Genomic DNA, 23,156 nt, shown 5'->3' with positions numbered 1-23,156 from the left:
CCATTTTGCGCTCCGCAGTACTGCCATCGGCGGTTGTGTTAGCGTCTGGCCGACAATCGATCGGGGGGTCGCATGGGCAGGTGGGGAATCGTCGCGCTCGCAGCACTGGCTGTCATGGGGACGGCGTGCAGTCCGGGTTCGGCGGAGACGGCCACGAGCGACGAGGCCGCTACTTCGACCACCCACACTCCGCGCATCACCGATGACTCCGGCCGCCCGCCCGTCGCTTTCGATCCCTGTTACGACATCCCCGATGACGTCATGAATGCGGCCGGGTACGACGCGGCAAAGAAGGAAATCGCGGACATGCCGATGGGGACGTACACCTACCTGGGGTGCCGATACAAAGGCACTGTCAAGATCCCGGGGGTGCTCGCTCGCTACGACCTCACTTTGTTGTCAGGAAACGTGTCTCTCGACGAGCAGCTTGCGGAGAATCCGACCGGAGCGACACCGACGACCATCAACGGTCGCCCTGCTGCGATGAGGGTCGATCCCGATCGAAGCCTCACATGCAGCTACCTGTTGCAAACAAGTTTCGGGGTCGTCATCTTGAACAGGCTTCACCACTCGGACTACCCCGGGGGTCCGCCGATCGAAAAATGGTGCACCGACTTCGAGGAGTTGGTTTCTTCGATCGAGCCATACGTCACTGATTGAACTGTCGAATCGTCAGGAGACAGCATGTCATCGCCCTTCGTACGACTGGATCCGGCTGTGGTCGCGGAGATACTTCGAATCTGCGAGGTGATGCTCAATGAACTCCGAGAGTCCAAGACACTCGCCGACAGTCTCTACGACGTGCGCGGATTCGGAGATTTCGAGTCCGCCAAACAGCTTGCTGCGGGATACCGCCGCAAGGGCGCTGGAACGTCACAATCAGCAAGCGAACGCATGCAGCAATTCATCGACGCCCTCACTCAACTCCGCGACGCCTTCGCCACCGGCGGAGAAGCCTTCCTCGACACCGAATCCGACTGGGCCCGACAACTCGCCGCCACCGACCCCGACAACGGAGCGGGAAACGGCCATCAAAGCGCGCAATAGCGCGCACCGACGACCGTTTCGCGCTCCGCCACGCTCAGCTGATCTCCGCCCGAACGACGAAGCAGAAATCAGTCGTCGACCTCCACCCCGTACCGGCGTGCGAGGGCTGCGAGGTCGTCGTCGTACCCCTGCCCCACCGCGCGCAGCCGCCATATGCCGGCGCGACGGTAGATCTCGGCGAGCACCATGGTGCGTTCGGTGGTGCCGGCGTCGAGCACGAACGTCGCGGCGGTACCGCTGTCGCTGTCGACTCCGACCGACACTGCGCCGAGTTCGCCGAAGGTGCGGTTGCCGTCGATGGCCGCGGCGACGGCGATGCGTTCGCATTCGGCGGGAAGCTCCGCGAGGTCGACCCGGATGCAGTGCTCACTCGAACCGTCGATGGTCAGTTCGACGACACCGTCGTCGTAGAGCGGGTTGTTGTAGAAGACGAAATCGTCGTCGGTGTCGACCTTCTCGTCGGCGCCGAGCAGGAAGGCCACAATGTCGAGATCGAATTCGTCGCCGACGGCTTCGGCTTTCCAGGCGACGTTCACGGCCCAGCGGTGACTGTCGGACGGCAGGTCGGTAACCTCACCGCGGGACAGCACCGGCGCCGTCAGCCGCGACTCCGCCCGCATGTGCGGGGGCACCACTCCGTTCTCCACCGCGGCATCGACGTCGTCGGGTCGCAGGACGGGCAGCTCGCGCGCCGCGACCCGCGCCATCCGCTTGTCGGCCTCTCCCCCTTCGAGGACCAGCACGTCGGTGACGGCGGCCGTGAAGTTGAGGGCCGGCCGGGCACCGAGCTGAGTGAGGCGCGAGCGCATCATGACGGCCTGCAGATGCGTGCCGCCGAGCAACAGCACCGTGCGTCCGGTCCACATCTTGGGCTTCTGCCCCGTCAGTGTTCGGACCTGAGGCACCATCGCGACCTGCGGTTCCGGCGGTGGGATGATGTCGACGACGGTCGCGACCTTCGGTTCGCCCGGCCGCACTCGCGTCAACAGGTCCTCGAGCTGGTGTTCGCTGATCACGGGAATGCCTTCGGACATCGCCTTGCGGACCTTGGCGGTCTGCACCGTGGGGTCGTTGCACACCACGACGCTTGTCTGCTTGCTCGCGTTGTTCATCACGTCGAGTCCGGCGTCGGTCAGCCGGTTCGCGAGCGCGACACGCGGAGTGACGGTGGAGCCGCTGATCACGACCTTCATGCCCTGGACGAGGCCGTCGTCGCCGAGACGACCCGGGTTCTTCCACTGGCACGCGACCCGCGGGATGGATGCGGGATACACCGACTTTCGGCTGCGGCAGTTCACGACGGGTAGCGGCAACTGCAGGTTGTCGGCCATGGCGGCGCTGCGCAGGAATATCTCCGACAGGACGCGCGCGTCGTCGTAGGCGTCGTGCTCCTGCAACTGCTGGACCTGCCAGTGCTGCGCGAGGGTGGCCAACCGGTAATTGGGGACGTCGAGATCGAGCCGGCGCGACAACGCGAGCGTGCACAGGCGGTGCTCCGCCGGAAGCGAGGTGCCGGCCCGACGGAACTCGGCGTCGAGGAACCCGTAGTCGAACGACGCGTTGTGGGCGACGAGTGTGGCGCCGTCGAGAATCCCGGCGAGTTCGCCGGCGATGTCCTCGAAGCGCGGCGACCCGGTGAGGCGCTCCCGCGTGAGGTTGTGGATGTGCACCGGTCCCGGGTCGCAGCCGGGGTCGACGAGAGTCGAGAACTCTCGCTCGACGGACCCGTCCTCGCGCAACACGAGGGCGGCCACGCTCAGGACCCTGTGGGCGTTGGGACGTACACCCGAGGTCTCGACGTCGACCACCACCCATCGATGGTCGCGGGGCAACGTCACGGACCCCTCCGCCGGTGCATGCACTTCGATCACGTACTCCTCCGATCGCTTCGTCCCCCGACGAAAACCGCCACAATCGGACATTCTCGACCAGTCGACCGACAGGATCGACACCGCCCTCCCGATGTACCACGCGCGCCGGCTCCGTCGATATCGTCCGTCTCCCCCAGGGGTTATGGTGCAGCGGACCGACCCCGCCGAAGGAGCAGCATGACCGACCGCTCACCTCTCGAGATCGTGGCGCGACTGACCGTCGAGGAGAGGGCGTCGCTCACCAGCGGCCTCGACTTCTGGCACACCGAACCGATTGCGCGCGAGAACATCCCCTCGATCATGCTCACCGACGGGCCGCACGGTGTGCGGAAACAGACCGCCGAGGGCGACCATCTCGGTCTGCACTCGTCCGTGCCCGCGACCTGCTTCCCGCCTGCCGTCGCGCTGGGGTGTTCCTTCGACCCGGAGTTGCTCGAGCGCGTCGGCGCGGCGTTGGGCGAGGAGGCCCGCGCACTGCAGGTCGGTGTCCTGCTCGGGCCCGGTATCAACATCAAGCGCTCCCCCTTGTGCGGCCGGAACTTCGAGTACCTGTCGGAGGATCCGCTGCTCTCGGGTGTTCTGGGCGCTGCGCTCGTGCACGGCATGCAGTCGCAGGGGGTCGGTGCGTCACTCAAGCACTTCGCGGCGAACAACCAGGAGACCGACCGGATGCGGGTCTCCGCCGACGTCGACCCGCGGCCACTGCGGGAGATCTACCTGCGTGCCTTCGAGCGGGTCGTGCGCGACGCGCAGCCGTGGACGGTGATGTGCTCGTACAACCGGATCAATGGGGTGTACTCGTCCCGTAACCCGTGGCTGCTCACCGACGTCCTGCGCGACGAGTGGGGTTTCGAGGGTCTGGTCGTGAGCGATTGGGGTGCTGTCGACGACCGCGTCGCGTCCCTCGCGGCAGGTCTGGATCTCGAGATGCCGTCCACAGGAGGTCGTACGGACGCCGAGATCGTCGCGGCGGTACGGGCGGGCACGGTCGACGAATCGGTCCTCGACACGGCAGCCGCGCGGGTGATCGAACTGGTGCAGAAGGCCGTCGCTGCGTCCGATCCCCGCGCGACCTTCGACGCCGATGCCCATCACGCCCTCGCACGCGAGGTGGCCGGGCAGAGCATCGTCCTGCTCCGCAACGAGAACGACCTGCTCCCTCTCGCCACCGACGCGAACATCGCGGTGATCGGCGAACTGGCCCGCACGCCGCGCTACCAGGGCGCCGGATCGTCCCGGATCGAACCGACGCGCCTCGACAACGCGCTCGACGAGATCCGGTCGCTGTCCGGCCGGGACGTTCCCTTCGCCGCCGGTTACGCGCTCGACGGATCGGACTCGGCCGCACTCGTCGACGAGGCGGTGAAGCGTGCCGCAGACGCCGATATCGCGGTCGTGTTCCTCGGTGTACCCGCCGAACTCGAATCCGAAGGTTTCGACCGCGACGACCTCGAACTCCCGCAGCGTCAGACCGCGCTGCTCGATGCTGTGCTGACGGCGAACCCGAACGTCGTCGTCGTGTTGTCGAACGGCGGTGTCGTGCGGCTCAGCGGCTTCGCCGACCGTGTTCCTGCGATCGTGGAAGGGTGGCTGCTCGGGCAGGCCGGTGGGGGCGCCGTCGCCGACGTGCTCTACGGGCACGTGAATCCGAGCGGCCGCCTCGCGGAGACCGTCCCGATCCGGCTCGAGGACACCCCGGCGCACACGAACTTCCCGGGCGAACACGGCCATGTGCGGTACGGAGAAGGATTGTTCGTCGGATACCGCTCGTACGACGCGCGTCGCCTCGACGTGTCCTTCCCCTTCGGTCACGGCTTGTCGTACACGACGTTCGAATACTCCGATGCCGCTGTGGAATCCGACGGCGATCTCACGGTGCACGTCACCGTCACCAACACGGGTGGGTGTGCGGGCGCCGAGGTCGTGCAGGTGTACGCCGGTGCACCCGGTTCGTCCGTTGCGCGGGCGCCGCGAGAGTTGAAGGGCTTCACCAAGGTCCGTCTGGAATCCGGCGAATCGCAACGTGTCGCCGTGAGTATCCGACGCGACGACCTCGCCTACTGGGACACCCGCGTCGATTCCTGGGTGGTCGAAGGTGGCACGTACAGCATCGACATCGGTGCGTCGAGCCGCGACATCCGGCAGACGCTCACCGTCGACGTGACGGGCGACGCGGTGCGAATTCCGCTGACGATGGAGTCGTCTCTCGGAGAACTGTTCCAGAACCCCGCGGCCGCCGAGATCGTCCTGCAGGCGTTCGGTTCGCTCGGCGGCGAGGTCGGGGTCGACGAGAGTGTTCTGAAGATGGCGGCGTCGATGCCGCTCGGTCGTCTCGCCGGGTTCGCTCCGGGGGTCGAGCCGGAGCAGATCCAGCAGCTTCTCGATATCGCCGATCAGCAGGAATGAGCGTCACGACCCGGCCGTGAGGAGTACTTTCAGCGCACCGGTCTCGCCGGCACGGGAGAACACGTCGTAGGCCTGTTCGAACTCGTCGAGCGCGAACCGGTGCGTGATCATCGGCGACGTGTCGAGCTGACCACTGCTCACGAGACCGATCAGTGTGGGCGTCGAGTAGGTGTCGACCAGGCCGGTGGTGATCGTCAGGTTCTTGATCCAGATGTCCTCGAGGTGCAGGGTCGCAGGTTTGCCGTGCACGCCGATGTTCGCGACGTGTCCGCACGGCCTGACGAGCGCGACCGCCTGCTCGAACGTTTCGGGATAGCCGACGGCCTCCACGGTGACATCGGCGCCGAGACCTCCCGTGAGATCTCGGACGACGGCCGCCGCGTCCTCGCGACCGCTGTTGACCACGACGTTAGCCCCGAACGCCTTCGCCGCGTCGAGGCGACTGTCGGCGAGGTCGACGGCAACGATGCGGCTCGGGCTGAACAGTCGTGCGGCGAGGATCGCGGCGAGTCCGATGGGTCCGGCTCCGATGACGACGACGACGTCGGCCGGTCGAAGACAGCCGTTGAGTACGCCGACCTCGTAGGAGGTGGGCAGAATGTCGGCGAGCATGAGCATCTGCTCGTCGCTCACGCCGTCGGGAATGCGGTGGGTCGAATTGTCGGCGTACGGAACTCGGACCAGTTCGGCCTGGGTGCCGTCGATCAGGTGCCCGAGGATCCAGCCGCCGCCTCCGAGGCACTGCCCGTACCGGCTCTCGCGACAGAAGCGGCACGTACCGCACGCGGTGATACACGAGACGAGCACTCGGTCGCCGGGAGCGAGTGTCTGCACTCCGTCCCCCACCTCGACCACGGTGCCGACGGCCTCGTGGCCGAGGATCCGGCCGTCGGTCACCTCGGGCACATCCCCTCCGAGGATGTGCAGGTCGGTGCCGCAGATGGTGACCGCGTCGACCCGCACCACCGCGTCGGTACTGTCCTGGATGGTTGCGTCGGGAACGTCCTCCCAGGATCGCTTCCCCGGCCCGTGGAACACCAGTGCCTTCATGATCTGACCTCCGTACACGGATTCGGCCCTGTTCCAAGGATGACATGAGGGACACTGCGATCGGAATCGTTCGGAGGGGGTGAAAAATTCACCTCGACAGCGGGAAATGTCCGGATTCGTGACACCACCACAGAGTCCCCTGCTCTTTCGGGGACCACCGATCCCGAAAGCAGACGATCGATGAAGACACTCGCAACCTCACTCGTGGCGGTGGTCGTACTGGCCGTCTCGGCGTGCAGTTCCGACACCACCGAGCCCGAGTCCGCGACGTCCCCTGCCTCCTCCGAGGAGGCCGGGCCCGAGTATGTGGCGGAGGTGGAATCGACCGTCGACCGGTTGATGCGCGACAACGCCATTCCCGGCGCGGTGATACAGATCAGCTCCCCCGACCGCGGTGACTGGACCGGCACGTTCGGTACGTCCATCCTCGACACCGACGAGCCGATCTCCGCCGACGACCATTTCCGTATCGGCAGCAACACGAAGACGATGACCGTCACCGCCATCCTGCAATTGGTGCAGGAAGGTCGCGTGTCGCTCGAGGACCCGATCTCGAAGTACATCGACGGTGTCCCGAACGGCGACACCATCACCATCGCGCAGCTCGCCGAGATGCGGAGCGGCCTGTACAGCTACACCTTCGATCCGGAGTTCAACGCGACACTGGACCGCGAACCCGAGAAGGTGTGGACGCAGGAGGAGTTGCTGCAGATCGCGTTCTCTCGGCCCGTGAACTTCCCGCCCGGGGAACAGTTCGAATACAGCAACACCAATACGGTGCTGCTCGGACTCGTCATCGAGGAACTGACGGGCATGCCGGTGGCGGATGCGTTCGACGAGCGCATTTTCGCTCCACTCGAACTCGGGAACACCTCGTTCCCGGCGATCGAGGACGCCTCGATCCCGGATCCGCATCCGCAGGGCTACATGTTCGGCACCAACGTCTCCACCATCGACACCTTCGAACTGCCGGACGACCAGCAGGCCGCAGCGGTCGCCGGAACACTGAAGCCGAACGACGTGACCGACGACAATCCCTCCTGGGCGTGGACGGCGGGCGCTGCGATCTCCACCGTCGACGACATGACGACCTATGTGAAGGCACTGGTCGGCGGTGGGCTGCTCGACCGACAGATGCAGCAGACCCGGCTCGACAGCGTGCAATCGGTGGGCGGGGGAACCGCCGGATACGGGCTCGGCATGGCCCGGTTCGGGCCGCTGCTCGGACACGACGGGCAGCTTCCGGGCTTCATGACCTTCATGGGCCACGACCCGGACACCGACCTGACGATCGTCATCGCCACGAATCTGTCGACGGTGCCGTCGGGTGAAGGTTCGGCGCTCACCCTCGTCAAGGGCATCCTGCCGATCTTCTACGGCTCCGATTATCAGGCGCCGGGCGATCCGGCACGCGCTCCCGACGCAGAGGAGAGCACACCCGCGCCGACGCCGGGAGGCTGATCGTACCGGCGTCCGGTGGGCGGGCACGGCCGGGTCCCCGGCCGTGCCCGATGATCGGTCCATGACCCGACAGGTGTGGACGAGGGCGATGCTCGCCGAGGCCGGCGTCTCGGATCGTGCGGTGCGCACACGACTCCGGTACGGCGAGCTCGTCGGGATCGCTCGCGGCACGTACATGACACGAGAGGACGTCGACGCCCTCGGCCCCGTGGGCGTTCACCTCGCCCGGGCACACCTCGTCGGCTCCCGCCTCGGAGCCGATGAGGCGCTCAGTCATGTAACGGCCGCGGTCGTCCACGGCCTCGACGTCTGGGACGCGCCGCTGGGACGGATCCACTTCACGCGCCCGTCGACGCGCAGCTGCCGGGTGAGCGACGACCTGCACATCCACACCTCCGACCTGGACTGTGACGTCGTCGACGTGGACGGTCTGCGCGTCACGTCGCTCGCTCGTACCGTCGTCGACGTCGCGCGCACACTGTCGCGTCCGCGCGCTCTCGTCATCGGCGACTCGGCGTTGCGCGCGGATCCGACGGCGCGCCTCGACCTGCCCCGGATCGTTGCTGCATGTCGCGGCAGGACCGGGATCGTCGCGGCGGAGTCGGTCGCGCGCCTCGTCGACGGGCGGAGCGAGAGCGTCGGCGAATCTCTGTCGCGGTTGCACATGATCGAGGCGGGTCTACCGATACCCGACCTGCAGCAGGAGATCGCCGTTCGCGACGGACGCCGGTACCGGGTGGACTTCCTGTGGTGTGAACTCGGCATCGTCGGTGAATTCGACGGCGCCGGAAAATACACCGGACGTCACCACCTGCTCGCAGAGAAGGCGCGCGAGGATGCGTTGCGGGATCTCGGGCTGGAGGTGATCCGCTGGAACTGGGCGGAGCTGTCGCGATTCCACGTCGTCGTCGATCGGTTCGAGCGTGCACGTCGCCGGCAACAGGCGCGTCGCGAAGCTTCAGAGCGCGAAACGGTCATCGGTGCGCGCTACAACCCGCTCCGATGACCGGTTCGCGCTTTGCTACACCGCCTTCAGACCGAGCGAGTCGCGCAGGGTCGACCCGGGGTATTCGGTCCGGAACAGGCCGCGGCGCTGCAGTTCCGGGACCACGAGATCGACGAAGTCGTCGAGGGAATCCGGATAGGCGGGACACATCAGGTTGAAACCGTCGCAGGCACCCGCGGTGAACCATTCCTCGATGCTGTCGGCGACGGATTCGGGGGTGCCGATCATCGTCGCGTGGCCACCACCCGCCGCGAGGTAACCGAGCAGCTCGCGCAAGGTGGGACGCCGGGTCTCGATGATGCGCTGCACCGTCGCATAGCGGCCCTGCGGACCGGTGAACTCCTCGATGGGCGGCAGGTCGCCGACGGGAGCGTCGAGATCGTGGCGCGTGTAGTCCTGACCGGTGAAGACTCCGAGTTGGGCGAGGGCGGCGTCGATGTCGAGCAGAGCGTCGAGTTCCGCCTTCTTCGCCCACGCTTCGTCTTCGGTGCGGCCGACGTAGGTCACGAGCCCCGGCAGGATGGCGACCGAACCGGCGTCCCTGCCCACGGAGGCGATGCGTGCACGCACGTCGGTGGCGTACTCGAGCGCCGCGGTCATGTCCCACGCGACCGAGTAGACGGCCTCGGCGTGGCGGGCCGCGAGGTTGCGGCCGGTCTCCGATGCTCCGGCCTGGAACAACACGGGACGGCCCTGCGGGCACCGCGGCACGGTCAGGGGACCGTCGACGCGGAAGTGCTTGCCCCGGTGATGGATCGGACGGATCGCGGAGGAGTCCAGGAACCTGCCGCCGGCCCGGTCGACGAGGACACCGCCGTCGTCCCACGAATCCCACAGTGCGCACAGCACTTCGATGAACTCTTCCGCCCGGGCATATCGCTCCGTGTGCGGCGGGAGCGCGTCGAATCCGTGGTTGCGCGCTTCGTCGTCGAACATCGAGGTGACGATGTTGGCTCCTACGCGGCCACCACTGATGTGGTCGAGCGAGGCCAGCATCCGTGCCGCGTGGAACGGCGTGAAGAAGCTTGCCGAAACGGTGGTGACCAGACCGATGTGCTCGGTCGCGCGCGCCATGGCCGCCAACGCGGTGAGGGGTTCGAGGAACCAGGTGGTGCCCGCCGTGTACTTCGGGTTGACGCTGTGACCGTCCGCGAAGAACACGGCGTCGAGGCGTCCTCGTTCGGCGGTGCGGGCAAGCTCCTCGAAATATGTGATGTCGCCGATGCGTTCGGCGGCGGAGTCGGGATGGCGCCATGCCGCCGAGTGGTGCCCGACGCCGTAGAGGAAGGCGTTGAGGTGGAGGGTGCGTGGTCCGGGCATCAGTTCATCACCAGTCCTCCGTCGACCACCAGGTTCTGCCCGGTGACGGCCCGCGACCAGTCGGATGCGAAGAACAGCACCGTGGCCGCGAAATCCTCGGGGGTGGTGACCTTCCGCAGCGGCGTCGACGACGCGATGAGGTCGAACACCGCCTCCGGCGTCGCCGACGATGCGTCGGTCGTGCGCAGCAGACCACCGGAGACCATGTTGACGCGGATCCCGTCGGGGCCGAGGTCGGCGGCGAAGGTGCGGGTCAGCGACAGCAGCGCGGCCTTGGCGGCGGTGTAGTCGTGGTACGGGACCACCGGATGCTGGAACAGATTGGTGCCGATGTTGACGACGCTGCCGCCGCCGGCTTCCCGCATGCCCGGCAGCGCGGCCTGGATGACGTTGACGGCACCACCGACGACCCCGTCGAACTGGGCACCGAATTCGGCGTATCCGATCTCGTCCGCCTTGGCGCGGGCGTCGCCGTTGAACGAGAAGTCGGGCAGGGCGTTGTTGACGACCGTGGTGACGGGTCGCCCGAAGTGCTCGCGGGCCCGCGCGAACAGCGACTCGACGTCGGCGCGGTCGGTGACATCGGCCTTCAGAGCGACGGCCCGCTCGGGTCCGATCTTGTCGGCCAGTTCGTGCGCGCTCTCGCCGCTGCGCCGGTAATCGAGAACGACGGCGGCTCCTTCGTCGGCGAACGCCTGCGCGATGCTGTGGCCGAGGCCGCGACCGGCACCGGTGACGAGGACGATCCGGTTCTGCAGTGACATCTTTCTGTGCCTTCCCTGTGTCGGGAAGGGTGCGTGAGGGCGACAGACCTCAGGCCTGTCGCCGGCTCGGCATCCCTTCGCTCGCATAATCGAGATCAGGTTCGACGGGTGTTCTCTCAGCCGTGTCCGGCACCCCGTGTCGAGTCCTGCGCACAGGTTACACCTCGGGATCTCGACCCCGTCGAGACCGTCGGCGTCGGCGTTCATCGGATCGTCACATCACCGACCCGGAAACTTAGCTCAGATCGGCGTTAAAATGAGCCTTTCCTGACCCGACCCGCGAAAGGAGATTCCGACGCACTCGCCGGCCCCCTACAACGCTCCCTACGTCTCCCTTTCCCAGCAGGTCGGAGACGCCCCGCCGCTCGACCGTGCCCCGGTCCGCGGACCCGCGCGCCACGAGGACGTCGTGTGGTTCGAGGATCGCTACGCGATCCCCATCACCACCACCACGCCGGACGAAGCGCAGATCGAGGACGTGCTGTTCCTGCGCCGCGTGCTCGACCGGGCGCGCATCGACTACCTGCTCGTGCGCGACGACAGCGAACGTCCGATCCTGGCGATCGACCGGTCCGACCGCAAGAGGCTGCGTGCCGCTCTCGCCGAGGGATGCTCCGACGAACCCTTCTACTCGAAGGCCGTCGGTTCGAAGCGTCGCTCGACCCTCGTCGCGGACGGACACCTGTCGCCCGCCAAGAAGAATCGGGTGTTCCGGCTGTTCCGCCCGCGGGTCGAGCTGACCAGCGGGCTGCGGTACGGCGCGTCGAACGGCGTGGACATCGAGCTGTGGACCTACACCGACGACGAAGTGATCATGCCTCGCCCGAATGCTCTGACCCGCACGACCGCACGGCGCGACGAGATGCGCCGGACGACCGTCGAACGGTACGGGCAGCTGTGGCCCACGATCGAAGGCATGTTCGACCGCCATCCCGGCGACATCCCGTTCGAGATCGACCTCGTATTCTCCTGGGTCGACGGGTCGTCGACGTCGTTCCAGGCCGAGCGCGCGAAGCTCATGCAGAACTATGTCGTCGGTGAGGGTGACGACTCGCCGGCGCGCTACCGGCAGATCGACGAACTCAAGTACGCCCTGCGTTCGGTCCACATGTACGCACCCTGGGTGCGGCGGATCTTCGTCGCCACCGACTCGCCGCGACCGGCGTGGCTCGCCGACGATCCGCGCGTGACGTTCGTCCGCAGTGAGGAGTTCTTCGCCGACCCGTCGGCGCTGCCCACCTACAACTCGATGGCGGTCGAGTCGCAGCTGCACCACATCCCGGGGCTGTCCGAGCACTTCCTGTACTCGAACGACGACATGTTCTTCGGTCGCCGGGTGAGCCCGAGCCTGTTCTTCTCCGGCGGCGGCGTCGGCAAGTTCATCGAGTGCGACGTGCGGATCGGTCTCGGCCGAAACCACTCGTCGCGCAGCGGTTTCGAGAACTCCGCCCGCATGAACCGGACGCTGCTGCAGGACCGATTCGGGGCCACCATCACCCGGCATCTCGAGCACACGCCGGTCCCGCTTCGCAGGTCGATCATGGCGGAGATGGAACAGGAGTTCGCGGACGAGTTCGCCGCGACGGCGGCGAGCCCGTTCCGGGCTGCCGACAACATCTCGGTGACGAATTCCTTCTACCACTACTACACACTGCTGACCGGCCGTGCGGTACAGCAGACGACGGCGAAGGTGGCGTACGTGGACACCACGGCGAAGACCGGACTGCGACGGCTGGACACGATCCTGGCCCGGCGCAACCTCGACCTGTTCTGCCTGAACGACGGCAGTACACCGGAAGTCGACCTGGAGTTGCGGACGGCGAAGGTCACGCAGTTCCTCGAGCGGTACTACCCCGTTCCGGCGCCCTGGGAAACCGACTACCCGGGTCGACCGGACATCGACTAGACGCGAACGGTGAGGTCGGGGTTCTCGGGGATGCGAATGCCGGCTTCGGCCAGACGTCGCGCCGCATCCTCGGCCGTGTGGGGCTGCCCGGCGGTGGCGTAACTTCCGCTGGGCACCACCGAATGCACGATCGTGTCGGGATAGACGTGCACGAGGTTGAAGCCCTGCGCGCCGTCGTGCCCACGCTGCGACCCGACCGGAACGTTCAGATCCTGCGTGTAACAGGTCGACGAGGCAACCGACACCGGGATGCCCGCGAACGTCGCCGAGGTCGAGTAGTGCAGGTGGCCACCGAGGATGGCACGCACATCGGTGCCGCGCAGCACCTCGGCGAGACCGGCCTGGTCGCGGAGTTCGACGAGCACGGCCATGTCGAAGACGCTGGGCACCGGCGGATGATGCAGTGCGAGAACGGTACCGAACGGCGCGGGTGTCGAGAGCTCGTCGGCCAGCCAGGCGAGCTGCTCGGCAGAGACCTCGCCGTGGTGATGGCCCGGAACCGAAGTATCGAGCGTGATGATCCGCAGTCCGCCGACCCTGTGGACTTCGTCGATGGGCGCGCCGGCGGGCGCTTCGTCGAGGAGCTCTTCTCGGAAAACGGCCCGGTCGTCGTGGTTCCCCATGGCCCAGACGATGTCGGCACCGAGCGCCGCCGCCAGCGGCTCGACGAGCCTGCGGAGCTTGCGGTAGGCGTCGGGTTGACCGCGATCGGCGAGGTCGCCGGTGAACACCAGGGCGTCGGGACGGACCTGTGACGCACGGATGTCCTCGAGGATCAGCCCGAGGCGGGTGTCGGCGTCGACGGTGCCGTAGAGGAGTTCGTCTCCACCGACGAGGTGCGTATCGGTGAGATGAAGGAGGGTGTGCGAAGGTCTGGGATATTCGGCTGTTCGCTCAGGGGCTGGAGAACTGCCCATGATCTCTCACTTCCATTCGCCCGTTTCGGGCACTCGATCGCCATCAACGGTAGCGATTGTGTTTCCACGACTCCATGGCTTCTGGATCACATCGAGACCCAGACCCCGCGGCGAACAGCGTGTTATTGCCTGGTGACCTGCGGAAACGGACAGCTGCTTCAGCCCTGGTGATCTGGCTCACAACAGAGGGTCGTTCATGGACCGGTCGTTGACGCGGTGAACCGGGGCTCGCCCCGCGTGTTACGGCAGCGAACCCCGGTTCGGCGCGCGAACAGGGTCGACGGACGTTCGGCGTCCGACACACGACTGCCGTTCCCTCTCGACGTCCCCACCGGGAGTGCCATGGATTCACCACTACCCATCCCGGTGAGGGGCGTCATGATCCCCAAACATGCAGCCGCCTTCCGCGGTGGAGCAGTGCACCCTCCTCGGGGACATCGTCTTCGAGGAAGCGAGGAACGCGCCGAACCGGGGTTCGCCGCCGCTGTAGCACGCGCGAACCCGGTTCGGCGCGTCAACGGCCTCCCAACAGAGTTTGTCCCCAACCCCGCGATCGATCCACAGGTGCCCCGGATCGGAGATCGTCGCAGGTTCGGTGGGTGTCGTACCGCGCAGGATCGTCGTTGTGACTGATCCGAACATCCTCACCAACGCCTCGCTCGCCCTCGCGGGTCTCTCGGACACCGAGATCCGCACTGCCGTTCGCACCGGCTCACTCGTACGGGTCGGACGCGGCTGCTATCTGCACCGCTGCGACCTCGACGCACTCGGGCCGGTCGGCGTCCACCGAGTCCGTGCCCGACATGTCGGAGCGACGCTCGGTCCCGACGAGGCGCTCAGCCACGCGTCGGCCGCGGCCCTGCACGGACTCGAGCTATGGGACGTCCCACTCGATCTCGTCCACATCTCCCGACCTGCCACGCGGCGCGGCCGCGTCACCTCGCAGATCCATGTGCATCCGACCGAACTCGGCGACGACGTGGTGGTCGTCGACGGAGTACCCGTCACGTCGGCCGCACGGACCGTCGTCGACCTCGCACGCACGCTCCCGAAGGAGCAGGCCGTGATCGCCGGCGATTCCGCCCTTCGTCTGTACCCCGTTATGCGTGAACAGGTTTCACGCGCGCTGGTCGATGCCCGGACTCGCCACGGCCTGGCACGTGCCCGCACGGTGGTGCCGTTCCTGGACGGTCGCAGCGAGAGTGCAGGAGAGTCGCTGTCGCGTCTACGTATTGCCGAAGCGGGACTCCCGCGACCGATCCTCCAGTACGAGATCGTGGGTGGAAACGGGCGACGCTATCGCGTCGACTTCTTCTGGGAGAACGGCGTCGTCGGCGAGTTCGACGGGCGGATCAAGTATTCCGATCCGCGCGATGTGTTCGACGAGAAGCTCCGGCAGGACGCGATCCGCGACGCGGGCTACGAAGTGGTGCGCTGGACGTGGGCGGAGTTGGAACGGTTCGACGTCGTGACGGAGAGACTCCGGCAGGCTGCGCGTCGCGCCGCGAAGCTGACGCGGTGAACCGGGGTTCGCCCCGCGTGTTGCGGTAGCGAACCCCGGTTCGGCGCGCGAGCTACACCGCGACCGGTTGCTTCGCAGGCAGGACGGCCGGCTCCGGAACGGTGACCGCGCGGACGGGGCGTCGCACCAGCGCGACCGTCACGTAGGCGACCAGCGACACCAGGAATCCGATGAAGGTGGTCCAGCCGTCGACGGACGAGGTGACCAGTGAGTTCGGGATGTACAGCAGGGTGTTGTCGACGCCGTAGATCGTCGGGGTGAGGACGAAGAAGCCGGCGCGCACCGTGATCCCGGCGATCGCGGCGGCGGCCACGGCACGCCCGTCCCCACGCGACCAGAACAGCCCGAGGATGAACGGAACGACGAGCGAGGCGAGCAGAAGGTCGAAGGTGAGGGTGAGAAGGATGCCCGTCTGCGGAACGCGCAGGGCGACGAGCGCGCCGAAGGCCGCCATGGGCAGCATGAGCAGACGCGTGGCCTTCATGACGTCCGAGGACATCGCGGCGTTCTCGCCGCCGACTCGGAAGACGTTGCGCACCAGGACCGTCGCGGTGGACAGCAGCACCCCACTGATGGTGGTCAGCGACGCGGTGACCAGACCGGACAGGACCAGGATCGACAACCACTGAGGGGTGTACTGCCCGAGCAGGACGTAGAGGATCGGTGCGTCGGCAGCGCTGTCACCGACGATCGAGACCGCGGCGAGAGCGACGAACGAGAGCGGCACGCACAGCAGGAGAATGCCGGTCGCCGCGGAGAAGCAGGCGCGCTGCGCCGCGTGCGGCGACTTGGCGGAGAACACACGCTGCATCAGGTCGATCGCGACGAGGTTGCCGAGTCCGAGAGCGACGATCGTGGCCCAGTTGATCGCGGCGCCCTGCGCCGGGTCGGTGAGCTGCCCGAGATCACCGATGCCGAGGCCGTCACCGTGGGTGAAGCCGGGACCGAGGGCCACCCATGCGAGGAGGGAGACGATGCCGACGGCCATCACGGCGAACTGGACCATGCCGGTGTAGACGCTCGCGAACATGCCGCCGGCCATCGTGTAGGCGAGCACGAACGGGATGATCACCAGTACCGCAGCGGTGTAGTTCAGACCGAGGAAGTACTGCAGGAGGTAGGCCAGCGCGACGAGGTTGCCGGCGAGGAGGATGCCGAAGCTGCCCACGGTGAGGACGGAGGCGGTGATCTCGGTGCCGCGCCCGAAGCGCCGGGCGAAGAACTCCGGCAGGGTCACCACGCCGGTCGCCCGCAGGCGCTTCGCGAAGAAGATTCCGACGAGCAGAACACTGAGCGCGACGCCGAGGGGCATCGCCGCGCCGGCCCAGAATCCGAATCCGGCCGCGAGGTCGGCCGAACCGAGGGTCGCGTTGGAGTCGATGACTTGGGACATGAGCAGGACGGCGAGAACGGGTGCGCCCAGCGAGCGACCGGCGAGCAAGAAGTTGCCCGCCTGTCCGCGGACCTTGCGGGTGGAGTAGAAGCCGGCCCCGAGAAGTACGACGAGGCACACGGCAACACCGGTGATGATCATGGCAGCTCCGTATGGAGAAGGTCAGACGGCAGGAGCGCTGCGTTGGGCTTCGCGTCCGAGCGAATAGAGGGGGCGGGCATTGTCGGGAAGAACGATCTCGCCGGAGGCGAGCCGGTTGCGGAGATAGGTGAAGCTCTGAGCAGTCTGCGCGAACAGATGTTCGCCGGCCGTCACTCCGTCGTATCGTGGTCCGTCCGCGTCGACGAACCTCTCCAGCGGCTCGACCCGGGTGTCGTAGTCGACGTTGAAGAACAAGGGGAACGAGTAACGCTCCTGAGCAACCTTACGCACCCGATGTGACGTCGCTGTAAACACACCGTTCGTCCAGATCTCCAGCAGGTCACCGATATTCAGTACGAAAGCATCGTCGCGGTAGGGGACCTCGATCCAGTCTCCGTCGGCGTTGACCACTTCGAGCCCCGGCGCCGTGGGCAGGAGCAGCGTGAACATTTCGTAGTCGGTGTGAGTGCCGATACCGGGGCGGTCGGATGCACTGGGATCGTAGGGATAATGGATCATCCGCAACTGCGCCGGCGGTGTCGTCACATACCGATCGAACAGGTCGGACGGCTCACCGAGCGTCTCGGCGAAAGCCCTCAGAAGCACACGGCCCAGACCGAATACGGCATCGTAGTACGCCCCCACGGGCTTCTCGAAGTCCGGCAGTTCGGGCCACTGGTTCGGTCCGAGCAGTGGATTGCCGGCCAGATAGTCCGGATCGCCGGCGGGAAGATCGATGGACAGATCGAACGCTTCCTTGTGATCGGGTGTGGCACCGGCGAACACCTCCTCACCCGGCGGCACATAGCCGCGGTGGTTCGACGAAGTGCCTATGTAGACCGACATCTTGGTTTCGTCGGGCAGTGCGAAGAAGCGTTCTGCGGCTGTCTTCAGTCCCGAGATGAGGGTGGGATCGATACCGTGCCCGACGATCTGAGCGAAACCGACCTCGCGGGCGGCACGCCCGAGTTCCTCGACGACTGCGTCCCGTCCGCTGTCGTCGGCGGAGACCAGTGCGTGTACGTCGACGACGGGGATGCTGGTGAAGGTCATGGTTCCGTCCTGAGGTTCGGGTCGAGCGGACGCCACCGCCTCGTGACGGGTGTTCCGCCGAATGTGACGTCGCTCGTGTGGATCTCGTCTCCGAAAGCGGGGTCGAGGTAGTCCCCGATCCAGTACGGGAGAGTCGATGCGGTGATGTTCCATCGGCCGGCGCACACTCGGCCGACGGCGACCTCGCAGTCGAGCACTGCGCGGGCCTCGCGGAGTGTCGCCGCCCCCCTGATGCGTTCGAGCAGAGAACCGGATCCGGGGGTGCGGTCGCGGCCGCGCGCGAACGCGAAGGTCTCCCCCACCCGCACGAGTACCGCGGTCGCCCCGGTGTCGATGTCCTCGAGCAGATACTCCTCGATGTCGGACGAGACGCCGGCGGTGTGCCAGTGTTCCGTGTAGTCCTCGTACACACCGTGTTCGACGATAGTGTCCGCGTCGAGCAGGGCCAGACTGCCGGCGTCGGGTGTCGGACCGAGCGGGTGGAACGACACGGCGCGTTCCCACTCGACGTGATCGCCGCGGTCGAGCAACCGGCCTGCGAAACCGTCCTGCGTCGCGAGTGCCACGAGATCGTCGAAGTTCATGTCGTTCGCGGTCGAGGCCGTCACCACAGGCAGTGAGGCGGGTTGTCTCAGATCGCAGTACAACTTCTCGCCCTGCACCCAGGTGACCCGGGTGGTGGTGTCGGGTTCGGTGCCCGGACGCGCCAGCAGGGTTCGCTCGAACCGGGTTCCCGCGAGCCGGATCCGTTCGGCGGTCGTCATGCGCCGGTCGCCTTCCACCGTGCCCGCTCCTGCGCGAAGGCGACGGATTGGGTCGCCTGGAACTCCGCGATCGAGAATGTGTTGTCGGCGAGGAATTTCCGGTGGTCTGCCAGCGAGAAGGTCCCGTCGGTGATCTCCACTCCCCCGCCACGACCGGCCGCGAGATCGGCGCGCAGATCGAGCAGTTCCCCGGGGTCGACGGGATACCAGGAGATCCGGTCGAAGAACCGCAGCAGCCACGGCGTTCCGTCCTCGAAGGGCCCGGCCGGCTGCGGGTGCCGGTGATTCCACACCTGGGTGGTGCGGCCGACGAACTGGTATCCGCCGGGGCCTTCCATGCCGTAGATGCACAGATACGCACCGCCGATCCCGACCGCGTTCTCGGGTGTCCACGTGCGGGCCGGGTTGTACTTGGTGGTGACCAGCCGGTGCCGCGGGTCGAGCGGTGTCGCGACCGGTGCACCGAGGTAGACGTCGCCGAGTCCGAGCACCATGTAGTCGGCGGCGAACACCGTGTCGAACACGTCGGCGACGGTGTCGAGGCCGTTCATCCGACGGATGAACTCGATGTTCCACGGGCACCACGGCGCGTCCGACCGCACGCCGTGCATGTAGCGCTGGATGGCCTCGCGGGTCGCCGGATCGTCCCAGGACAGCGGCAGGCGCACCTGACGGCTGGGCACTTCCAGTTCGTCGCTGTCGCCGATACCGTCCTCGACCTCGGCGAGCAGACCGAGCAGGACCGGTACCGGCAGGACATCCGGATCGACCTTGACCTGCAGCGACCGGATACCGGGGGTAAGTTCGAGCAGGCCGGCAGGTCGCTGCGCTTCGAGGCGCTGGTGCAGGGCGTGCACGCGGGCCCGCAGCGCCAGATCGAGCGTCATGTCGCCGTACTCGACGAGGACGTTGTCGTCGCCGCTGCGGCGGTAGGTGACGGCGGTGTGCCCGTCGCGGCGGGCCAGGACTCCGTCGTCGCCGTCGCCGCCGCCCGACGCGACCAGCGACAGACCTGCACGACGACCGACTCCCAGTTCGCGGCGCGACGCGCTGTGCTGCGACTTCACGGGGACGAACCTGACGGTGTTGCCGGGTGCGAGCTGACCGAGCTTCCAGCGGTCGGCGGCGACGACCGTCACCGGGCACACGAAGCCGCCCAGGCTCGGCCCGTCGGGGCCGAGCAGGATCGGGGTGTCGCCCGTGAAGTCGAGCGCACCGACGGAGTACGCGTTGTCGTGGATGTTCGACGGATGCAGCCCCGCTTCCCCGCCGTCGGTCCGGGCCCATTCCGGCTTCGGGCCGATGAGCCGGACCCCGGTGCGGTCGGAGTTGAAGTGCACCTCGTACTCGGTGGCGTAGAGGGTGTCGATGTCGGAGCGGGTGAAGAACTCGGGGGCGCCGTGCGGGCCTTCGGTCACCGCGATCTCCCAGCGCGTGCCGAGCGCCGGCACGTGTTCGGACGGGACGGGCGCGCTCTCACCGAGGGGGTCGTCACCCACGACGAGGACGTCGCCTTCGCGAAGGGTACGACCCTCGTGACCACCGAACGTGCCGAGCGTGAACGTCGAGGCGCTGCCGAGGAATTCGGGAACGTCGAGTCCGCCCCGGACCAGGATGTAGACGCGCAGGCCGGGACCGGAGACGACGCCGACGTCGAGCAGTCCGCCGGCCGGAACGGTGACGGGCCGCCACTGCGGAACGGTGACTCCGTCGACCCGGACGACGGCGGGAGCACCGGTCACGCACACCTCGGTGTCCTCGGTGAAACGCAGCGCGGGACCTGCCATCGTGGTCTCGAGGCCGGGGGCGCCCTCGTCGTTGCCGAGAGCCACGTTGCCGAGACGGAAGGACAGGTCGTCCATGGGCCCGGAGGGCGGTACGCCGATCTGCCAGTATCCGGTGCGACCCGGATAGTCCTGGACGGTGGTGAGCATTCCGGGGCGTTCTACGCCGATCTTGGTGGTCATGGCAGGCTCACTCCTCGCGGGTGACGATCATGCGAACCGGCGTGGGATCGAAGCCGTTGCACGGGTTGTTGATCTGGGGGCAGTTCGAGACGAGGACGAGCACGTCGCGCTCGGCGCGGATCGCGAGGCGCTTTCCGGGAGCGGAGAGTCCGTCGACGATGCCGAGGGTGCCGTCCGCCTCGACGGGCACATTCATGAAGAAGTTGATGTTGGAGACGAGATCCCGCTTGCCGAGGCCCCACTTCGCGCCCTCGATGAGGAAGTTCTCGACACACGCGTGCTGATGCTTCGTGTGGTGCCCGTAGCGCAGGGTGTTCGACTCCTGCGAGCACGCGCCACCGACGGTGTCGTGATTTCCCACCTCGTCGGCGACGAGCGTCATCAGCGGAGCGCCCTCGGAGTCGCGCAGCACGGATCCGGTGGTGAGGAACAGATTCTGCTGTGCGGCGACGGTGGCCGCCGCGCTGTACCGCCGGCCCGTGTCGTGCGCGTCGTAGACGAGCGTGTCGACGGCCTGATTGCCGTGCAGGTCGACGATCGTGAGGACGTCTCCCGCGGCGACGACGGCCGACCACGGTCCGCGGAGTCCGACGATCTCGTCGAGGACGACGCGACCGGGAACGAGGGCGAGTTCTGCGGTGTCTGCGGTGAGGGTCATCGGCGGATCTCCGTTTCGGACGTGGCGGCGGCCCAGGCGTCGTCGGTGTTGAGGACGGCGCGCTGGTATTCGGGATCGGTGTTCGGCAGCGAATTCAGTTCTTCGGGCGCTCGCCAGGCGAGAACCTCCAGGCTGCCGGTGGTGAACTCGGGATCGGGATCGAGCGGGTGCGCGGTGTTGGCGACGAGCACGATCACCGGCAGGTGGATCAGGAGGTCGACGTAGGCGCCGGGCCCGGCGTTACCGGTGCTGACGAGGCTTCCGTCCTCCTCGACACGGACGCCGTGGAAGAAGGACAGGGACGGCGGCAGGTCGCGCGGTTGCAGGTCGTGCTTGGCGGCGGCGACGGAGAACAGTTCCCGGCCGGCCGGCGACGGCGAATGAAGTTCTCCCGCTCCGTACTTCGCGGTGTTTCCGGCGAGATGGGTGGTGCCGCACAGGGCGTCGTGCCGGCCGGAGGTGTCGGCGACGATGGTCGCGAGTACTCGGCCCTGGTCGGAGAGCAGGGGGTGCCCGGTTCCGAGATAGGCCTGCCAGGGCACCTTCACGGTGTCGGCGACGTTGAGCCGCTCGTGCGGCGCATCGGCACGGAAGAGCAGCACGTGCGCGCAGGCCGTGCCGTCGACGTCCCGCAACCGCAGGCGGGTGCCGCGGGCGAGAACCTTGCCGGTGTAGCGGCCGCCGGGGACGGTCTCGGCCCAGGTCATCGCTGCCGCACGGCCGTTCGGCGGGGCGGGCCAGGAGGAGGCGGGGACGATCGGCATCGCGTCCGTGACGGTTCCGGCCTGCGCTCGGGCGTGGGCACGAGCGGCGTGCGTGGTGGCGGTCGCGAGGGTCTCGGTCATGGCGCTCCGATCGGCGGTCCGGGGAAACTGTCGATCGACAGTTTTCCGATCGCTCATCTTCGGGGAATGTCCCCGGCGTAACGAGTCCGTGACGTGTGTTTCATCCGTGTGACGAAATCTTCACGACCGAAGACCATGGTGCTGCAGTCACTTTCGCCGTGTCAGAGTGGAGAGGTGACCCATGCAGGACCGGGACGCCCCCGTCTCCACGCGCCGCGTCGGCCCGGACCGACCGCGCGTGCCGAGATCCTCGATGCCGCAGCGGAACTGTTCACCACCCGCGGGTTCTCCCCCACGTCGACCCGGTCGATCGCCGAGGCGGTCGGGATCCGGCAGGCGTCGCTGTACAACCACTTCGCCACGAAGAACGACATCCTCGTCGCCTTGCTCGAGGGCACCGTCGAACCGACCCTCGACTTCGACGACCATCTCGACGACACGCTGCCGCCCGAGGTGCGCCTGTGCGCACTCGCCTGGTTCGACACCGCCCAGTTGTGCTCGGGCAAATGGAATCTCGGAGCGCTGTACCACCTTCCGGAGATCCGCACCGAGCCGTTCGATCGTTTCCGGGACGAGCGCCGGCAACTGATGGAACGCTACCGGCGTCTCGCGGCCCGGATCGTCGGCGACGGCGATCCCCGCACCCACCTGCCGTTCCGGATCGTCGAATCGGTCATCGGGATCCGCGCCGACAACGCAGACATCGACGCGGGGCTCTCCGAAGCGCTGGCGACGGCGTCGCTGACCGTTCTCGGTGTCGGCGACGTTGCGGCAGTGACGAGCGTTGCTCGGGCACTCGTGGTGGGGGTTCCCGACGATCTGCTGGGATCGATGAATCCCCCGTCTCCGCCATACGCGTGAAGCGCCCTGCGGGCTCGTCGACCGCGAAGGTCGTCGACGGGCGCTTCGTCTTCAGCTGGTACACCGTGTCGATGCCGGAGATACCGGCGCCGACGATCAGGACATCCGCCTCGGCGGGCACGCTCCCGCCGAGTTCGACTCCGGTCGTGTTCGCTCGGCTCCGCCCCTCGGCGGGTGCGTTCGGTCGGTGGTTCTACGCGTGAC

The 23,156-nt window shown here is 67.2% G+C and carries 20 protein-coding genes and 1 riboswitch; of the genes, 9 read left to right on the top strand and 11 right to left on the bottom strand.

Features of this window, described 5'->3' with window-relative positions; all coding sequences use genetic code 11:
- Positions 1-72: 72 nt before the first annotated feature.
- The gene (locus A8G18_RS06240; protein ID WP_064063172.1) at positions 73-660 is read left to right on the top strand and encodes a DUF3558 domain-containing protein; all 588 of its coding nucleotides are present in this window, start codon (positions 73-75) and stop codon (positions 658-660) included.
- Positions 661-684: 24 nt separating this feature from the next.
- On the top strand, positions 685-1,047 hold the full coding sequence (locus tag A8G18_RS06235) for a hypothetical protein (protein WP_064063171.1): 363 nt from the start codon (positions 685-687) through the stop codon (positions 1,045-1,047).
- Between the two features lie 68 nt (positions 1,048-1,115).
- Here A8G18_RS06235 and A8G18_RS06230 read toward each other — a convergent pair whose 3' ends face one another.
- Positions 1,116-2,969 carry a TerD family protein gene (locus A8G18_RS06230; RefSeq protein WP_064063244.1) on the bottom strand — a complete coding sequence of 618 codons (1,854 nt, stop codon included), beginning with the start codon at positions 2,967-2,969 and terminating at the stop codon, positions 1,116-1,118.
- A gap of 126 nt (positions 2,970-3,095) precedes the next feature.
- Here A8G18_RS06230 and A8G18_RS06225 point away from each other — a divergent pair, with 126 nt between their 5' ends.
- Positions 3,096-5,324, top strand: coding sequence for a glycoside hydrolase family 3 C-terminal domain-containing protein (locus tag A8G18_RS06225; RefSeq protein WP_064063170.1), 2,229 nt, complete (start codon positions 3,096-3,098; stop codon positions 5,322-5,324).
- A 3-nt stretch (positions 5,325-5,327) separates the two neighbouring features.
- On the opposite strand, the gene A8G18_RS06220 is transcribed toward A8G18_RS06225, so the two are convergent.
- Entirely contained in the window at positions 5,328-6,374 is a 1,047-nt protein-coding gene (locus A8G18_RS06220) for a zinc-dependent alcohol dehydrogenase family protein (RefSeq protein ID WP_064063243.1), read from the bottom strand.
- A 180-nt stretch (positions 6,375-6,554) separates the two neighbouring features.
- Between A8G18_RS06220 and A8G18_RS06215 the strand changes: the two genes are divergently transcribed.
- Positions 6,555-7,835 (top strand): serine hydrolase domain-containing protein, encoded by a 1,281-nt coding sequence (locus A8G18_RS06215; protein ID WP_064063169.1) that lies wholly within the window; start codon positions 6,555-6,557, stop codon positions 7,833-7,835.
- Between the two features lie 61 nt (positions 7,836-7,896).
- Positions 7,897-8,841 (top strand): PDDEXK family nuclease, encoded by a 945-nt coding sequence (locus tag A8G18_RS06210; RefSeq protein ID WP_064063168.1) that lies wholly within the window; start codon positions 7,897-7,899, stop codon positions 8,839-8,841.
- A gap of 15 nt (positions 8,842-8,856) precedes the next feature.
- Here A8G18_RS06210 and A8G18_RS06205 read toward each other — a convergent pair whose 3' ends face one another.
- Positions 8,857-10,161, bottom strand: coding sequence for an LLM class flavin-dependent oxidoreductase (locus A8G18_RS06205; RefSeq protein ID WP_064063167.1), 1,305 nt, complete (start codon positions 10,159-10,161; stop codon positions 8,857-8,859).
- Positions 10,161-10,925: a 3-oxoacyl-ACP reductase gene (locus A8G18_RS06200; RefSeq protein ID WP_064063166.1), complete on the bottom strand. Its 765-nt coding sequence runs from the start codon at positions 10,923-10,925 to the stop codon at positions 10,161-10,163. The genes A8G18_RS06205 and A8G18_RS06200 overlap by 1 nt, the downstream gene beginning before the upstream one ends.
- 55 nt (positions 10,926-10,980) lie before the next feature.
- A riboswitch (TPP riboswitch) is annotated at positions 10,981-11,072 on the bottom strand.
- Between the two features lie 262 nt (positions 11,073-11,334).
- Between A8G18_RS06200 and A8G18_RS06195 the strand changes: the two genes are divergently transcribed.
- On the top strand, positions 11,335-12,831 hold the full coding sequence (locus tag A8G18_RS06195) for a stealth family protein (RefSeq protein WP_064063165.1): 1,497 nt from the start codon (positions 11,335-11,337) through the stop codon (positions 12,829-12,831).
- On the opposite strand, the gene A8G18_RS06190 is transcribed toward A8G18_RS06195, so the two are convergent.
- On the bottom strand, positions 12,828-13,748 hold the full coding sequence (locus A8G18_RS06190; protein ID WP_064063164.1) for a phosphodiesterase: 921 nt from the start codon (positions 13,746-13,748) through the stop codon (positions 12,828-12,830). The genes A8G18_RS06195 and A8G18_RS06190 overlap by 4 nt on opposite strands.
- Positions 13,749-14,373: 625 nt before the next feature.
- On the opposite strand from A8G18_RS06190, the gene A8G18_RS06185 reads away from it, so the two are divergent.
- Positions 14,374-15,270, top strand: a complete 897-nt coding sequence (locus A8G18_RS06185; protein ID WP_064063242.1) for a type IV toxin-antitoxin system AbiEi family antitoxin domain-containing protein — start codon at positions 14,374-14,376, stop codon at positions 15,268-15,270.
- 52 nt (positions 15,271-15,322) lie between these two features.
- Here the strand turns inward: A8G18_RS06185 and A8G18_RS06180 are convergent, their stop codons facing one another.
- The 6 genes from A8G18_RS06180 to A8G18_RS06155 are packed head-to-tail and all read right to left on the bottom strand — an operon-like array spanning position 15,323 to position 22,091.
- Positions 15,323-16,804, bottom strand: a complete 1,482-nt coding sequence (locus A8G18_RS06180) for a high affinity choline transporter 1 (RefSeq protein WP_064063163.1) — start codon at positions 16,802-16,804, stop codon at positions 15,323-15,325.
- A gap of 21 nt (positions 16,805-16,825) precedes the next feature.
- Positions 16,826-17,857 carry an isopenicillin N synthase family dioxygenase gene (locus A8G18_RS06175; protein ID WP_064063162.1) on the bottom strand — a complete coding sequence of 344 codons (1,032 nt, stop codon included), beginning with the start codon at positions 17,855-17,857 and terminating at the stop codon, positions 16,826-16,828.
- On the bottom strand, positions 17,854-18,621 hold the full coding sequence (locus A8G18_RS06170) for a hypothetical protein (RefSeq protein WP_064063241.1): 768 nt from the start codon (positions 18,619-18,621) through the stop codon (positions 17,854-17,856). Before A8G18_RS06170 ends, A8G18_RS06175 begins: the two co-directional genes overlap by 4 nt.
- Positions 18,618-20,588 carry a 5-oxoprolinase/urea amidolyase family protein gene (locus A8G18_RS06165; protein ID WP_064063161.1) on the bottom strand — a complete coding sequence of 657 codons (1,971 nt, stop codon included), beginning with the start codon at positions 20,586-20,588 and terminating at the stop codon, positions 18,618-18,620. The genes A8G18_RS06170 and A8G18_RS06165 overlap by 4 nt, the downstream gene beginning before the upstream one ends.
- 7 nt (positions 20,589-20,595) lie before the next feature.
- Positions 20,596-21,246 carry an urea amidolyase associated protein UAAP2 gene (locus A8G18_RS06160; protein ID WP_064063160.1) on the bottom strand — a complete coding sequence of 217 codons (651 nt, stop codon included), beginning with the start codon at positions 21,244-21,246 and terminating at the stop codon, positions 20,596-20,598.
- On the bottom strand, positions 21,243-22,091 hold the full coding sequence (locus A8G18_RS06155) for an urea amidolyase associated protein UAAP1 (protein ID WP_064063159.1): 849 nt from the start codon (positions 22,089-22,091) through the stop codon (positions 21,243-21,245). Before A8G18_RS06155 ends, A8G18_RS06160 begins: the two co-directional genes overlap by 4 nt.
- Positions 22,092-22,265: 174 nt before the next feature.
- On the opposite strand from A8G18_RS06155, the gene A8G18_RS06150 reads away from it, so the two are divergent.
- Positions 22,266-22,952: a TetR/AcrR family transcriptional regulator gene (locus A8G18_RS06150; protein ID WP_064063158.1), complete on the top strand. Its 687-nt coding sequence runs from the start codon at positions 22,266-22,268 to the stop codon at positions 22,950-22,952.
- Positions 22,949-23,155 carry a hypothetical protein gene (locus A8G18_RS06145; protein WP_064063157.1) on the top strand — a complete coding sequence of 69 codons (207 nt, stop codon included), beginning with the start codon at positions 22,949-22,951 and terminating at the stop codon, positions 23,153-23,155. Before A8G18_RS06150 ends, A8G18_RS06145 begins: the two co-directional genes overlap by 4 nt.
- Position 23,156: the final 1 nt, after the last annotated feature.

This window comes from Rhodococcus gordoniae (genome assembly GCF_001646655.1).
Lineage (GTDB): Bacteria > Actinomycetota > Actinomycetes > Mycobacteriales > Mycobacteriaceae > Rhodococcus > Rhodococcus gordoniae.
Note: the sequence above shows the minus strand (reverse complement) of the source record. Positions and strands in the feature narration are given on the sequence as shown.

What these genes read in the sequence shown, in the direction of transcription:
- A8G18_RS06240 (WP_064063172.1), top strand. Translation starts at nt 73, where the DNA reads ATGGGCAGGTGGGGAATCGTCGCGCTCGCAGCACTGGCTGTCATGGGG.
- A8G18_RS06235 (WP_064063171.1), top strand. Translation starts at nt 685, where the DNA reads ATGTCATCGCCCTTCGTACGACTGGATCCGGCTGTGGTCGCGGAGATA.
- A8G18_RS06230 (WP_064063244.1), bottom strand. Translation starts at nt 2,969, where the DNA reads ATGTCCGATTGTGGCGGTTTTCGTCGGGGGACGAAGCGATCGGAGGAG.
- A8G18_RS06225 (WP_064063170.1), top strand. Translation starts at nt 3,096, where the DNA reads ATGACCGACCGCTCACCTCTCGAGATCGTGGCGCGACTGACCGTCGAG.
- A8G18_RS06220 (WP_064063243.1), bottom strand. Translation starts at nt 6,374, where the DNA reads ATGAAGGCACTGGTGTTCCACGGGCCGGGGAAGCGATCCTGGGAGGAC.
- A8G18_RS06215 (WP_064063169.1), top strand. Translation starts at nt 6,555, where the DNA reads ATGAAGACACTCGCAACCTCACTCGTGGCGGTGGTCGTACTGGCCGTC.
- A8G18_RS06210 (WP_064063168.1), top strand. Translation starts at nt 7,897, where the DNA reads ATGACCCGACAGGTGTGGACGAGGGCGATGCTCGCCGAGGCCGGCGTC.
- A8G18_RS06205 (WP_064063167.1), bottom strand. Translation starts at nt 10,161, where the DNA reads ATGCCCGGACCACGCACCCTCCACCTCAACGCCTTCCTCTACGGCGTC.
- A8G18_RS06200 (WP_064063166.1), bottom strand. Translation starts at nt 10,925, where the DNA reads ATGTCACTGCAGAACCGGATCGTCCTCGTCACCGGTGCCGGTCGCGGC.
- A8G18_RS06190 (WP_064063164.1), bottom strand. Translation starts at nt 13,748, where the DNA reads ATGGGCAGTTCTCCAGCCCCTGAGCGAACAGCCGAATATCCCAGACCT.
- A8G18_RS06180 (WP_064063163.1), bottom strand. Translation starts at nt 16,804, where the DNA reads ATGATCATCACCGGTGTTGCCGTGTGCCTCGTCGTACTTCTCGGGGCC.
- A8G18_RS06175 (WP_064063162.1), bottom strand. Translation starts at nt 17,857, where the DNA reads ATGACCTTCACCAGCATCCCCGTCGTCGACGTACACGCACTGGTCTCC.
- A8G18_RS06170 (WP_064063241.1), bottom strand. Translation starts at nt 18,621, where the DNA reads ATGACGACCGCCGAACGGATCCGGCTCGCGGGAACCCGGTTCGAGCGA.
- A8G18_RS06165 (WP_064063161.1), bottom strand. Translation starts at nt 20,588, where the DNA reads ATGACCACCAAGATCGGCGTAGAACGCCCCGGAATGCTCACCACCGTC.
- A8G18_RS06160 (WP_064063160.1), bottom strand. Translation starts at nt 21,246, where the DNA reads ATGACCCTCACCGCAGACACCGCAGAACTCGCCCTCGTTCCCGGTCGC.
- A8G18_RS06155 (WP_064063159.1), bottom strand. Translation starts at nt 22,091, where the DNA reads ATGACCGAGACCCTCGCGACCGCCACCACGCACGCCGCTCGTGCCCAC.